Here is a 14,337-nt window from a genome sequence, read left to right as displayed (position 1 = left end):
AGGATCGCCGTGGGTGCCAGCCTCAAGGATGTCGCGCAGCGCGCCGGCGTGTCGGTCAAGACCGTGTCGAACGTGGTCAACGACTACCCGCACGTGACCCCTCAGACCCGTGAACGAGTCCAGCGAGCCATCGACGAGTTGGGCTACCGGCCCAACCTGACCGCGCGCCACCTGCGCAAGGGCCGCACCGGCCTGATCACACTGGCCATTCCGGAGCTGGGCAACCCCTACTTCGCGGAGGTCGCGGGCGCGGTGATCGACGCCGCCGCCCGGCACGACCTGACGGTGCTGCTCGACCACACCGCAGGGCTGCGGGAGAAGGAGCTGCTGGTCTCGCAGGGCTTCCGCTCGCACGTCATCGACGGGCTGATCCTCAGCCCGATCGGACTGGAGCGCGAGGACCTGCTGGCCCGGCCCGAGGGCCCGCCCATGGTGCTGCTGGGCGAGCGCGAGTACGACGCCCCCTACGACCACATCATGATCGACAACGTGGGCGCGGCCCGGATCGCGGTGCGCCATCTGCTCGACCTCGGACGGCGCCGGGTGGCCTTCCTCGGCGCGCGCCGCGAGAGCGCCCGCCAGCCCGCCCACCTGCGGTTGCGCGGCTGGCGGGAGGCGATCAGCGCGGCCGGCCTGGTCCCCGACGAGTCCATGGTGGTGGCCACCGAGGGCTACGACCGGGCCGACGGCGCCGCCGCGATGGCCTCGCTGCTCGACCGGGACGAGCGCCCCGACGCCGTCTTCGCCTACAACGACCTGGTCGCTCTCGGCGCCATGCGCACCCTGGTCGAACGAGGCCTGCGGGTACCCGAGGACATCGCAGTGGTCGGCTTCGACGACATCGAGGAGGCACGCTACGGAGCGGTGTCGCTCAGCACCGTCGCCCCCGACAAGTCCGACCTCGCCCGCCTCGCCGTGGAGTGCCTGGTGGAGCGGATCGCCGATCGGGGGCAGGACCCGCCGCTTCCGCCCCGCCGGATCCTGCCCGGCTACCGGCTGATCGTGCGCGAGTCCACCGCGATCCGCAGAGCCTGACCGGCACCACCCTCCGCGCCGCCACCCCCATCGCACCGACGACGACCGAGGAATACGACCTTGACATCCCATCCCACCCTGACCGGCTCACCGTTCGGCACCGCGCCTGACGGCACACCGGTGCACTGCTGGCGGCTGGACTCCGGCAGCGGGGTCAGCGCGGACGTGCTCACCTTCGGCGGCATCGTGTCCAGCCTGCGGGTACCGGCACCCTCCGGGTGCGTCGGCGACATCGTGCTCGGCCTCCCCGGCATGGCGGAGTACTCCGCGCCCAATCCCTACTTCGGCGCACTCATCGGTCGCTACGGCAACCGCATCGCCCACGGCGAGTTCACCCTCGGCGAAGAGACCCACCGCGTACCCGCCACCGACCGCGGCCACGCGCTGCACGGCGGCCCCGAGGGCTTCCACCGGCGGCTCTGGAAGGCCAGTCCGGCACCCGGCAACTGCTCCGACCTGGCCGCGCTGCGCCTGGAACTGCGCAGCCCGGACGGTGAGATGGGATTCCCCGGCACCCTGGACGTTGAGGTCACCTACAGCCTCGACCGCAGCGGCACCCTCGCCATCGACTACCGGGCCCGCACCGACCGTGCCACCGTGGTCAACCTCACCAACCACTCCTACTTCAACCTCGCCGGAGCCGGCCACGGGAACGTGCTCGGCCACACTCTCGAACTGGACTCCGACGCGTACCTGCCGGTGACCGCCGAGGCGATCCCGCTCGGCCCTCCCGCGCCCACCGCGGGCACCCCCTTCGACTTTCGCACCGCCCGCCCGATCGGCGACCGGATCGACGAGGAGGACGACCAACTGACCGCCGCCGGGGGATACGACCACTGCTGGGTGCTCACCCCGGCGGGCACCCCTGGCACGCTGCGCCGTGCCGCCCGCCTGGCCGACCCCGAAAGCGGCCGACGGATGGAGGTGTGGACCACCGAGCCCGGCATTCAGGTCTACACCGGCAACGCCCTGGACGGATCGCTCAGGGGGCCCGGAGGCAAGCCCTACGAGCGCCATGGCGCCGTGTGTCTGGAGACCCAGCACTTTCCCGACTCGCCGAACCGGCCGGAGTACCCGAGCACGGTCCTGCGACCGGGTGAGGAGTACCGCAGCCGCACCGAGTTCCGCTTTCCGCAGCTGAGTGCCTGAGCACCGGCCTGCTGTCGGGGCGGTGCGTGAAGACCGTCGACGACGACCGCGCCAGCGGCTCCTGCGAGACCGGCGAGGCGCTGCGCTCGATGGGCCAGGTGCCGACGTCCACGGGTGCGACGCCTGCGGGCAGCGCCGCAGCCACCCGTCATCCGGCCGACGAGTAAACGGAGTTGACATGACAGTCGCATCGAAGAAGCGACGGCGCAGAACTGCGCGGCGGCAGATGGGCGCCGCCGCGGCCCTGGCCGTCGCCGCCGCCATGACGCTGGCGGGCACCGGTCCCGCCTCGGCCGGCGAGGCGCGGCCGGGCCACCGCATCCCGACCGTCACCTCCGGCGATGCCCGCTTCGAGGTTCTCTCGCCGACGCTGATCCGCACCGAGTACGCGGGCGACCACGAGTTCACCGACGAGCCCACGTTCAACGCGATCGGCCGCGACGGCTTCGCCCCGGCCTCCTACACCGCCGAGACCTCCGACGGCTGGCTGACCATCAGAACGAGCGCGCTGACCCTGCGCTACCGGGTCGGCTCCAGACCGTTCGACGCCGAGAACCTCTCGGTGCACCTGACGGCGGGCGACGCCCCCGTGACCGCCACCCCCTGGAAGCGGCTGACCTGCAAGCCGGGCGATCTGTGCGAGGCGGAGAACCTCCGGCTCGACGGCGTGTCGGTGGCTTACGACCACGCCGGCCACACAGGCACCGGCTTCGCCGCGGGATTCACGGGCACCGGCAGTTCGGCGTCGGCCGACATCGATGTCAGCAGCGCCGGCACCTACCAGTTCGACCTGCGGTACGCCAACTCCCTCGGCGGCGACGGCAAGGACGAGACCCGGACACTGGCCCTGTCGGTCGACGGCGGCGCCCGGCAGACGGTGACTCTGCCGTCCACGGGGAGCTGGGACACCTGGAAGGTCGCGACCGCGAGCGTGGCGCTCGGCGCGGGCCACCACACGGTCGCGCTGACCCGTACCGCCTCGGACAGCGGGAACGTCAACGTCGACAGCGTCGCGCTGGTACGCCCCGGCGATCCGTACCCGCCGGTGTCCACCACGGCGATCACCGACTGCCTGCTCGGGGTGAGCTGCGAGGCGGAGGCCGGCCGGATCGCCGGCACCGCGACCAGTGCCACCGACCACCAGGGCTACGCGGGAGGCGGCTTCGTCGCCGAACTGAACCAGGGATCGGGCCTGACCACCCATCTGGTCGGAGTGCCCGCCGACGGCACCTACACCCTGCGGGTGCGCTACGCCAACGGCACCGGCAGCGACGGCCTGCACCAGACCCGCACCGCTTCGGTGTCCGCGGGCGCCACCACCGGCACACTGACGCTGCCGGCGACGAAGGACTGGGACGACTGGCGGACCGCCTCCGTACCGGTGATCCTCAAGGCGGGCGAGGACGACATCACCCTGGGCTGCCCCGACACGGCGAGCTGCCACGTCAACCTGGACACCGTCTCCGTGGCCCCGACCGGCGCCGCGGCTCCGCAGCCGCACCTCGCGCTCGGCGGCTACCGCCGCGGCCTGGACGGCGTGACCGGCAACGGCCCCGCCCCGACGACCACCCCCGGCCTGCTCGACAAGGACGGCTGGTACCTGCTGGACGACACCCCGTCGGCGCTCTACGACACCGCGACGCAGAAGGTGACACCGCGTCCCCCGCACGGCGGCGAGCCCTACCAGGACGGCTACGTCTTCGGGTTCGGCCACGACTACAAGCAGGGCCTCACCGACCTCGCCACCCTGACCGGGCCGCCCGCACTCCTGCCCTCATGGGCGTACGGCGTGTGGTACTCCGAGTACATCGACCGCACCGCGGCCGACTACGAGAACACCATCCTCCCCGCCTTCCGGTCCGAAGGCGTCCCGCTGGACGTGCTGGTGACCGACACGGACTTCAAGGCCGTGAACAACTGGAGCGGTTGGGAGATGGACTCGGGCAGGTTTCCGGACCCGAAGGGGTTCTTCGACTGGTCGGCCGCGCAGGGGCTGCACAACACCCTCAACGTGCACCCGAGCATCCTCGCCTCCGACCCTCAGTTCGCCCAGGCGCAGGCCACGGCCAAGGGCAAGCTGACGAAGGGTGGTTGCGCCCCGGGCGCCTCGGTCGAGAGCAACTGCTACACCTTCGACTTCGGCGACCCCGAGCAGCTCAAGGCCTACCTGGACCTGCACCGGACCATGGACGAGCAGGGCAACGACTTCTGGTGGCTCGACTGGTGCTGCGACTCCTCGCAGTCGTCGCTGCGGGGTGTCACGCCGGACGCCTGGATCAACCAGCAGTACGCCACCCTCACCGGCAAGACCCTCGGCCGCGGCTTCGTCCTCTCGCGCGCCTACGGCTCCCTGCTGGCCGGCGGATACAGCGGCCAGCAGGCGCTGCCCACCGGCCCCTGGGCGGACAAGCGCACCACCGTGCACTTCACCGGAGACACCTCCTCCACCTGGGGCGCTCTGAAGCTGGAGGTCGGCTACACCCCGGGGGAGTCGGCGGCGACCGGCATGGCCGCCATCACCCATGACATCGGCGGTCACAACGACACGACGGGACTGACCGGTTCGGAGACCTACACCGACGGCGGCCAGACCCGCACCACGCACAAGCTGCCCGACGACCTGTACGCCCGCTGGGTCCAGTTCGGCGCCTTCCAGCCGGTCGACCGCCTGCACAGCAACCACAGCGACCGGCTGCCCTGGCAGTACGGCACCGAGGCCCGCACGTCCGCCGACAGGTTCCTCAACCTCCGCGAGAACCTGGTGCCGTACACCTACTCGCTGGCCGAGGAGGCGAACCGCACCGGCGTGCCGATCGTCCGCCCCACCTACCTGGAGTATCCGGAGGAGGCCCAGGCGTACGCCACCGCGGGCAGCGAGTACTTCTACGGCTCGGACGTCCTGGTGGCCCCGGTGACGGCGCCGGGGACGACCGCGACCACCTCGGTGTGGTTCCCGCCCGGCCAGTGGACCGACTACTTCACCGGCAGGACCTACCAGGGCGGCACCACCCAGGACGTCTCCACCGGCCTGGACACCATGCCCGTGTTCATCAAGGCCGGCGGCATCCTGCCGACCCGCACCCACGACGTCACCAGCGACGACAAGGCACCGCTGACCGATGTCACGCTGACCGTCGCCACCGGCGCGCCGGGGTCGTACCGCCTGTACGAGGACGACGGGACGACCACGCTGAAGGGGCACAGCGCCACGACGACCATCCGATACGACCTCAGCGGCTCGCGGCACACGGTGACGATCGGTCCGGCGCGGGGCTCCTTCCCCGGCCAGGTGGGCAACCGTCGGTGGACGCTGTCCCTGCTGGGAACGACCCACGCGCCCACGAAGGTCACCGCCACCGGCGCCCGCCTGACCGCGTCCGACTACCGCTGGAACAGCTCCACCGGAACTCTCACGATCACCCTGCCCCGGCACACCGTCCGCGGCCCGATCACCATCACCTACCAGTAGGAAGCGGGCTGAACGCCTCGGACCGATCACGGTCCGGGGGCTCTCGCCGGGTGCTGCGCCGCCGGTCGGTCGCGAGCCGGCGGTAGCGCCCCACATTTCGGGCCGACGGAACGCCGCGAACCGTGAAGCCACACCGACGCAACTGTGCCGGCCCCGTGCCGGCCCCCGCGCACCACCCCGCACACATGCCGCTGCACTGTTCCGCACGGCCGCTGCACGCGGTCCTTGACCAGGAGGGACACCTCATGGAACGCCGCACGTTCCTGACCAGATCCATGTGTGCCGCCGGTGCCGTCGCACTGACCGGCACCGCCGCACCTGCGCAGGCCTCGTCGTCCCCGAGTCCGGTCGCCCCGGCCGCCGGCTCCCAGCCCCACTACACCGCCAACCGCGCCCCCCTGCAGCAGGAGCCGTTCCTGCGGCTGCCGCCCGGCAGCATCACCCCGAAGGGCTGGCTGCGCACCCAGTTGGACCTCCAGCTCGACGGTCTGAACGGGCGCATGCCCGAGGTGTCCGACTACCTGGACGACAAGACCAGCGGGTGGGCCGTTCCGGAGCGGGACGGCTGGGAGGAACTCCCTTACTGGCTGAGGGGGTTCGGCGACCTGGGCTACGTCACCCAGGACAGCCGTACCCTCGAACTCACCCGCACCTGGATCGACCGCATCCTCGCCACCCGGCAGCCCGACGGCTTCTTCGGCCCCTCCGGCCTGCGCACCTCGCTCAACGGCGGACCGGACTTCTGGCCCCACATGCCGGTCCTGGACGCGCTGCGCACCTGGCACGAGTTCAGCGGCGACGACCGCGTCGTACCGGCTCTGACCGGCTGGCTGAAGTACCTCCACGCCCAGCCCGGCACGCTCTTCGGGCAGGGCTGGGGCTCGGCCCGTGTCGGAGACACCATCGACACCGCCTACTGGCTCTACAACCGCACGGGCGACGACTGGCTGCTGGACCTGGTCCGCACGATGCACACCCACAGCGCCGACTACACCCACGTGATCCCGACCTGGCACAACGTCAACCTCGCCCAGGGTTTCCGGGAACCCGCCCAGTACGGCGTCCTCGCAGGCGATCCCTCCTTCCTCGCGGCCACCCACCGCGTCTACGACACCGTCATGGGCGGCTACGGGCAGTTCCCCGGCGGTGGCTTCGCCGCGGACGAGAACGCACGCCCCGGCTACCACGACCCACGCCAGGGCTTCGAGACGTGCGGCATTGTCGAGTACATGCACAGCCACCAGATACTCACCCGTATCACCGGTGACACCCTGTGGGCCGACCGCTGCGAGGACCTGGCCCTCAACATGCTGCCCGCCGCCTTCGACCCACGGCAGAAGGGCACCCACTACGTGACGGCGGCCAACAGCATCCAGCTGGACAACGTTGCGAAGTCGCATGGCCAGTTCAACAACTCCTTCGCCATGCAGGCGTACATGCCCGGCATCCACCAGTACCGCTGCTGTCCCCACAACTACGGGATGGGCTGGCCCTACTACGCCGAGGAGATGTGGCTCGCGAGCATCGACGGCGGCCTGTGCGCCTCCCTGTACGCCGAGTCCTCCGTACGTGCCAAGGTGGGTGACGGCACCACGGTCACCGTCACCGAGCACACGGACTACCCCTTCGACGACACCGTCACCCTGACCGTGTCCACTCCGCGTGCCGTCGACTTCCCGCTCTACCTGCGGGTTCCGGGATGGTGCGAGGAGCCCTCGGTCCGGATGGGCGGGCGCCCCGTGCCCGTCCGGCGCAGCGGCGGCCACCTCGTCCTCGACCGCCGGTGGCACGACCGCGATCAGATCGTCCTGCGGTTGCCGATGCGCACGACGGTGCGCACCTGGAGCAGCAACAAGGACTCCGTCTCCGTCTACCACGGCCCTGTCAACTACTCCCTGCGCATTGAGGAGGAGTGGCAGCAGTCCGGCGGCAGCGGCGCATGGCCGGAGTACGAGGTGCGCCCCGCCTCACCGTGGAACTACGCACTGGAGCTGGGCCAGCAAGATCCTGCCCGATCTTTCGCCATCGAACGCACCCGCGCCCGCGCCGCCAACCCCTTCACCCATTCCGGCACTCCGGTGCTCATGCGGGCCAAGGGCCGGCGCCTGACCGGCTGGGTGAGCGACGACCAGGACGTCGTGGCTCCGCTGCAGCAGAGCCCGGCCCGCACCGCGGAGCCGGTCGAACGCCTCACGCTGATCCCGGCGGCCGCCGCGCGGCTGCGCATCACGTCCTTCCCGACCGCCTCCGCCTCCGCGTCCGGCAAGGCACTCGAGTGGGCGGCGGTCACCGCCTCCTTCAGCGGCGTCGACAGTCCTCAGGCGCTGCTCATGAACGCCGTCGTCGAGCCGTCGAGTTCCTACGACCAGACGATTCCGCGCTTCACATGGTGGAACCACACCGGGACCGAGGAGTGGATCCAGTACAGCTACGCCGAGCCCGTCCGCGTCAACGCGGCATCGGTGTACTGGTACGACGACACCGGCCACGGTGCCTGTCGCGTCCCCGGGTCCTGGCGGCTGGAGTACCTCTCCACAGACGGCCAGTGGCACCCCGTGCACGGCGCACCCGACTACGGCGTCGCCACCGACCGGTTCAACCAGCTCTCCTTCCCCACCGTCACGACCACCGCTCTGCGCATCACAGCGCAGCTCCGCACCGGGTTCTCCGGCGGCGTGCTGGCCTGGCGCACCCAGCCGGACCGCCCGCGCGCCTGACAGCCGCGGAACCCACAGGGCCTGCCACCGAGGCCGTCAACCGACGGCGGGCAGGCCGGCGCATCACTCCAACGAAAGGTGAGAACCCCTTGAGTCCCGGAAGACACCGCATGACACTCCTGCGCAGACTGGCGGCCGCAGCCCCGCTGCTGCTCGGCGGCGCACTCCTCGCGCCGACCTCCCTCGCCCACGCCGAACCGGCGGGCGGGGCAGCCTCCACCGTCACCCCGCAGGGACTGCGCAGCGACTGCTATCTCAGCTCCGACAGCACCTCGCTGGACTTTGCCACCTACGGCAGCACCGGGGTGCAGCCCTCCCTCAACGTCAAGGACCTCCTCCCGACGCTGCGCGACTGCGCCGGGTCCACCCTGAACGACGCCGTGCACTGGACGGGCATGCTGGACGTGCCCACCGGTGGTTCGTACACGTTCTACATCAAGGGCGACAACGGCTTCCGCATGTCGCTCGACGGTACGAGCGTCATCGACCACTGGACGACCGACTGGGACGTCCAGACCACGTCGCAGCCGATCACCTTGACGGCCGGTATGCACCAACTGTCCTTCGACTACAACCAGGGCAACGGCGGCGCCTACATCCAGACCGAGTGGTCGGGCCCGGGCATCGACCGGCAGGCCATCCCCGACTCCGCCCTGCACCAGCCGGCCGACTTCGCGCCCCTGGATCTGCACAGCACCGTGGACTCCACCGGCCGGCAGGCGGTCGTACAGCTGCCCGCCGCGGTGAACTCCGTGCCCGCGGACGTGACGAAGCACGTCTCGGTGATCGCCGGCGGCCACCGCTGGAACCCGACCGTGACCACGGACCCCGCCGATCACTCCAAGCTGGTCTTCACCGCGGCGGCCACGGACACCCCGGCAGCCATGAAGTCCCGGGTACGCATCAGCTACGACGGGCAGGGCGGGCTGAACACCGCCACCGGCCCGCTGGCCGTGTTCTCAAGCATCGCGCAGAACAACTCCACCTGGTACTTCGCCACCAAGTGGGCCAAGGACGTCTCGCCGGCCAACGCCCTGCCCGACTACCCGCGTCCGCAGCAGACCCGCAAGCAGTGGGCCAACCTCAACGGCACCTGGCAGTTCCAGGGAACTACGCAGGACGCCCCGCTGCCCACGAGCAAACTGAGCGGGAAGATCCTCGTCCCCTACCCGATGGAGGCGCCGCTGTCCGGCGTCGCCGAGCACCACGACTGGTCGCTGTACCAGCGCACGTTCAAGGTTCCGGCCGGCTGGCGGGTCGGCTCGGGCAACCGTCTCCACCTGAACTTCGGCGCGGTGGACTACGAGGCCTGGGTCTACGTCAACGGCAAGCAGGTGGCCCACCACACCGGCGGCTACCAGGCCTTCACGGCGGACATCACGGACGCCCTCACGGGCGGCGGCGACCAGACCGTCATGCTGAAGGTCAAGGACACCACCGACCCCTCGCAGCAGGCGACCGGCAAGCAGTCGCTCGACCCTAGCGGCATCTGGTACACCCCCACCTCGGGTATCTGGCAGACGGTCTGGATGGAGCCGGTTCCCGAGGAGAGCGTCGACTCCCTGGTCCTCACGCCTGACCTCAAGGACGACTTTCTGTCGGTCACGGTGCGCCCCAGCGCCGGGACGAAGGCCTCGGCCCGCGTGACCGCCACCGCGTTCGACGGCGACGAGCGCGTCGGTTCCGTCACCGGCGCCGCGGGCGTCCCCCTGCGGCTGCACATTCCGCACCCCAAGCTGTGGAGCCCGGACCACCCGTTCCTCTACGACCTGAAGGTCACCCTGGCCGACGGCCGCTCGCACGACAGCGTGGGCTCCTACTTCGGCATGCGATCGATATCGGTCGCCAAGGTCGGCGGGGTCAACAAGATCGAACTCAACGGCAAGCCCACCTTCCTCCTCGCCACTCTCGACCAGGGCTTCTGGCCCGACGGCATCTACACGGCCCCGACGGACGCCGCGCTGAAGTCGGACCTGCAACTGCACAAGCAGCTGGGCTTCAACGCCGTGCGCAAGCACATCAAGGTGGAGCCGGCCCGCTGGTACTACTGGGCCGACAAGCTCGGGCTGATGGTCTGGCAGGACATGCCCAGCCGCCTCACCGACTCCGCCAGTGCCGCGAGCAACGCGGAGTTCGACAAGGAGGTCCACGAGATCGTGGACCAGCACATCAGCAGCCCCTCCGTGATCATGTGGACCATGATGAACGAGGGCTGGGGCGAGCAGAGCAAGCAGTCCACCGGTGAGCTGGCCGACTCGGTGAAGATGCAGGACCCCTCGCGTCTGGTCGACGCGCACTCGGGTGTCAACTGCTGCGCGTCCAAGGGCGACTCCGGCCGCGGTGACGTCATCGACTACCACGTCTACCACGGCCCGGCGAACCCCGCGCCCGACGCCACTCGCGCGGCCGTCGACGGAGAGCACGGCGGCTACTCTCTGACGATCCCCGGGCACATCGCCGGTGTCGCGGGCGGTCAGGACTATGGTGGCGGCCCCGCCGACATCGCCGAGATGACCAAGACGTACGTGGACAACACGAGCCAACTCCTTGCCGGTGCGTCCACCACTCTTTCCGGCTCGGTCTTCACCCAGATCAGCGACGTCGAGGGTGAACTGAACGGTCTGGTGACCTACGACCGGGCGGTCCTGAAGGTCGACCCCGACCAGGTCAGGAAGATCAACCGCAGGGTCATCGCGGCCGGCGCCGCAGCCGGCGGCACCGCTCGCTGACGGCAGTCGCGGTACCGCTCGGCCTCGGCCCTCTCAGACCCGGTCAGCCCGGTCCTGAGAGGGCCGTCGCCTACGCTGCGATCACCCGAAGAGAGCAACGGGCGACGGGTTCTCCTCAGCGGGTTGTGGGCGATGTTCAGCGGGATGTCCGATCGGAGGGGGCGATGCGGCGACTGAAGTTCCCCCAAGGCCGGGTAGTTAGCGTTTTTGCAGGTCACGCAAGGGAGTTGTGGAAGTCCTGACATGCAGCAACGGAGCTCGTTGGTACAGGCAGTCGTCCAAGACAGCTTGTTCCCGAAGGAGCTCCGTTGCCCGGTCATTGTGTCCTGCCGTCGCCGCTGGCGACCATCACCCGTACGGTCACCGTGGCCGCGAGTCGGTTCGCGCCGGGCCATCTGGGAGAGCTGACGCCGGTCGTGCCGTTCGAGCTGGTCGATGCCGTCTTGTCGGAGACGCGGACCGTGCAGCGGCGGCTGCGGGATCTTCCCTCACGGGTCGGGGTCTACTTTCTGCTGGCGACGTGCATGTTCCCCGAGGTCGCCTATCGGCTCGTGTGGGCCAAGCTGACGGCCGGCCTGTCGGGGATGCCGGTTGTCCGCCCGAGCACGAAGGCACTCCGTGATCTGCGCCGCCGACTCGGCAGCGCGCCGGTGCGTGCGTTGTTCGAGGTGTTGGCCGGGCCGTTGGCTCGGCCAACCATGCCGGGGGTGCGGTTCGGCCCGTATCGGACGGTGTCGTTCGACGGCTGCAGCTCGATCAAGGTGCCTGACAGCGAACGCAACCGGGGCTGGCTGGGGCGGTGCCCGCACGGCGGGTATCCCCAGGTCGAGCTGATGACGCTGGTCGAGACCGGCACCCGGGCCGTCATCGCGGCGGTCTTCGGCCCCACCCGGGAGGGCGAAACCTCCTACGCCACCAAGCTGTTGCACCATCTGGGCCCCGAGATGCTTGTGCTGTGGGACCGGGGCTTCGACAGTAACGACTTCCTCATCGCCGCGCACGCCACCGGCGCACAGGTCCTGGGCCGCATCCGCCAGCGCCGCCGCCCACCAGTCCTTCAAACTCTCGCCGACTCCTCCTATCTCTCGGTCATCGGCGGCGATCGAAGCCCAGGTGAGTATCACCTGCACCGATGGCAGCAACTTCGAGGGCTCTTACCGTCTGGTGACCACGCTCCTGGACGCCCGCCGCTACCCCGCCGACCGCCTCGTGCACCTGTATCACGAGCGTTGGGAGCACGAGAGCGCCTACTACGCCTTGCGCCACACCATCCTGCACGGACGTGTCCTGCGCTCGCACGACCCGGCCGGCGTCGAGCAGGAGGTGTGGGCTCTGCTCACCCTCTACCAGGTTCTGCGCCGCACCATGGTCCAGGCGGCGGAGTCCCAGCCAGGCAACGATCCCGACCGTTGCGGCTTCACCGTCGCCCTCCAGACCGCCCGTGACCTGCTGGTAGGTGCAGAAGGAGTCTTCGAGCAGGGCATCGGGGAGATCGGCCGACGCGTGCTGTCGGCGCTATCACCCGCACGCCGGGCCGCGTCAGTACCCGCAAGGTGAAGTCCCCCATCTCCCGCTACGCGGAAGGGAAACAGGACGGCCGCCCCGACGCCAGCAAGGCCGTGACCTCGACGGTGATCACTCTCCTGCCGCCGCCAGCGCCGGAGCCCGCACTGCCCACGACCACGGTCCCCCAGTACGTCGGCCCCGGCCAGAACAGCAACCGCATGACGCGTGTCCTGGCCATCCTGCAGGCAGAACCAGAACGACTCTGGCGCTCAAGGGAGATCGCCGAACTCCTCGGCGACGTCACCCTCGTCGCCACCTACCGACAACTCGCCCGCTGGACCAAGAAGGGAATGATCAAGAGGGTCCGCACGGGACGCTACGCGGCAGTCGCACCGGAAACGCCCCCCTTGCGTGACCTGCAAAGAAGCTAACTACCCGGCCTTGGAAGTTCCCCCCTGATCTTGGACAGCGGATGCTTACGCTGCGGGGGTGAAGTCGTGCTGCAGCCTGGCTCGGGTTTCGAGTGGGGTGAGGTACCCGAACTCAGGGTGTTTGCGGAGCCTGGTGCGTTTGTACTCGACTTCGATGAAGCGGAAGACGTCGGCGCGGGCCGCCTCGCGGCTCTCCCAGACGGTCGTGCCGATCTCCGCTTTAAGCAAAGCGAAAAAGCTCTCGGCTGCGGCGTTATCGTAGCATATGCCGGTTCTCCCCATGCTTTGCCTCAGAGGGCGTTAAGTCCCGTTCCAGATGATCTGGTGTCACCCGTTCGTGGGTGACTGGACGGTTCCGCCCTTGTGTCATGTCGTGTGCATGATGGGGTGGCTGGCATGGAACGGATGCCGTACGCAACCGACTTGACCGACGAGCAGTGGGCGTTGATCGAACCGCTGGTCACCGGGTGGAAGCAGGAGCGGGTGGCGCGGTCGGCGACCGGGGACCCCGGGACCTGTGATCTCCGGGAGGTCGTGAACGCGATCTTCTACCAGAACCGGACGGGCTGTCAGTGGCGGCTCCTGCCGCACGATTTCCCGTCCTGGTCGGCGGTGTTCTACTACTTCACCCTGTGGCGTGAGGACGGCCTCGACCAGCGGATCCAGGAGATTCTGCGCTGCCAGGTGCGGGAGCGGTCCAGACGATTAGAGGACCCGTCCCTGGTGATCATCGACACCCAGTCCGTCCGCGTGGCGGCCGGGGTGCCGAAGAAGACGACGGGACTGGATGCGAACAAGAAGACGCCTGGCCGCAAGCGTGGGCTCGCCGTGGACGTCATGGGCCTGATCATCGGCGTGGTGGTCCTGGCCGCGAACGCACACGACAACGAGGCCGGCATCGCCCTGCTGGACCAAGCGGCCGAACGATGCGGGATGCGCCTGGAGAAAGCCCTGGTCGACCAGGGCTTCAAGGACGCCGTGATCATCCACGGAGCGGTGAAGGACATCACCGTCGAGGTGGTCCGGCGCAACCCCGACGACCAGGGCAAAGGCTTCGTCCCGCAACCGAAACGGTGGGTGGTCGAGCAGGTCAACGGCACCCTCATGCTCCACCGCCGCCTCGCCCGCGACTATGACCACCGGCCCGACAACGCGGCCTCCCGCGTCTACTGGGCCTCCACCGCCGGCATGCTCCGCCGCCTCACCACCCCCACCCCCGCCTGGCGTGACGACGTGGAGCTGGCCGCGTGAACGTCTCCGAACTCCTGCGGCTGCTGCAGGCCGAACACGACGAGACCACC

Annotated in this window: 9 protein-coding genes and 2 pseudogenes; 10 read left to right on the top strand and 1 reads right to left on the bottom strand. The window is 69.6% G+C overall.

The window, feature by feature from the left end:
* The first annotated feature begins 9 nt into the window (after positions 1 to 9).
* The 9 genes and pseudogenes from AB0N14_RS33010 (at position 10) to AB0N14_RS32970 (ending at position 13,036) form a co-directional block, all read left to right on the top strand.
* A complete protein-coding gene (locus AB0N14_RS33010; RefSeq protein ID WP_366029375.1) occupies positions 10 to 1,035 on the top strand; it encodes a LacI family DNA-binding transcriptional regulator in 1,026 nt (341 codons plus the stop codon).
* A 78-nt stretch (positions 1,036 to 1,113) separates the two neighbouring features.
* A complete protein-coding gene (locus AB0N14_RS33005) occupies positions 1,114 to 2,184 on the top strand; it encodes an aldose epimerase family protein (protein ID WP_366029411.1) in 1,071 nt (356 codons plus the stop codon).
* A 26-nt stretch (positions 2,185 to 2,210) separates the two neighbouring features.
* The gene (locus tag AB0N14_RS33000) at positions 2,211 to 2,351 is read left to right on the top strand and encodes a hypothetical protein (protein ID WP_366029374.1); all 141 of its coding nucleotides are present in this window, start codon (positions 2,211 to 2,213) and stop codon (positions 2,349 to 2,351) included.
* A gap of 95 nt (positions 2,352 to 2,446) precedes the next feature.
* Complete coding sequence (locus tag AB0N14_RS32995) at positions 2,447 to 5,653, top strand: TIM-barrel domain-containing protein (protein WP_366029410.1); 3,207 nt, start codon at positions 2,447 to 2,449, stop codon at positions 5,651 to 5,653.
* Positions 5,654 to 5,898: 245 nt separating this feature from the next.
* Positions 5,899 to 8,370: a beta-L-arabinofuranosidase domain-containing protein gene (locus AB0N14_RS32990; RefSeq protein WP_366029373.1), complete on the top strand. Its 2,472-nt coding sequence runs from the start codon at positions 5,899 to 5,901 to the stop codon at positions 8,368 to 8,370.
* 89 nt (positions 8,371 to 8,459) lie between these two features.
* On the top strand, positions 8,460 to 11,099 hold the full coding sequence (locus AB0N14_RS32985) for a PA14 domain-containing protein (RefSeq protein WP_366029372.1): 2,640 nt from the start codon (positions 8,460 to 8,462) through the stop codon (positions 11,097 to 11,099).
* 365 nt (positions 11,100 to 11,464) lie between these two features.
* A pseudogene (locus tag AB0N14_RS32980) lies at positions 11,465 to 12,124 on the top strand (transposase domain-containing protein); the annotation flags it as partial.
* An 88-nt stretch (positions 12,125 to 12,212) separates the two neighbouring features.
* On the top strand, positions 12,213 to 12,656 hold the full coding sequence (locus AB0N14_RS32975) for a hypothetical protein (protein ID WP_366029412.1): 444 nt from the start codon (positions 12,213 to 12,215) through the stop codon (positions 12,654 to 12,656).
* Positions 12,653 to 13,036 (top strand): hypothetical protein, encoded by a 384-nt coding sequence (locus tag AB0N14_RS32970; protein ID WP_366029371.1) that lies wholly within the window; start codon positions 12,653 to 12,655, stop codon positions 13,034 to 13,036. Before AB0N14_RS32975 ends, AB0N14_RS32970 begins: the two co-directional genes overlap by 4 nt.
* A 141-nt stretch (positions 13,037 to 13,177) precedes the next feature.
* Here AB0N14_RS32970 and AB0N14_RS32965 read toward each other — a convergent pair.
* Positions 13,178 to 13,321, bottom strand: a pseudogene (locus AB0N14_RS32965) (IS3 family transposase); the annotation flags it as partial.
* A gap of 111 nt (positions 13,322 to 13,432) precedes the next feature.
* Here AB0N14_RS32965 and AB0N14_RS32960 point away from each other — a divergent pair.
* Positions 13,433 to 14,287 carry an IS5 family transposase gene (locus tag AB0N14_RS32960; protein WP_366029370.1) on the top strand — a complete coding sequence of 285 codons (855 nt, stop codon included), beginning with the start codon at positions 13,433 to 13,435 and terminating at the stop codon, positions 14,285 to 14,287.
* The last annotated feature ends 50 nt before the right edge of the window (positions 14,288 to 14,337 follow it).

The sequence above is a fragment of the Streptomyces sp. NPDC051104 genome (assembly GCF_040682835.1).
Lineage (GTDB): Bacteria > Actinomycetota > Actinomycetes > Streptomycetales > Streptomycetaceae > Streptomyces > Streptomyces cynarae.
The sequence above is the reverse complement of the archived record's forward strand: the minus strand, read 5'-3'. Positions and strand labels throughout refer to the sequence as shown.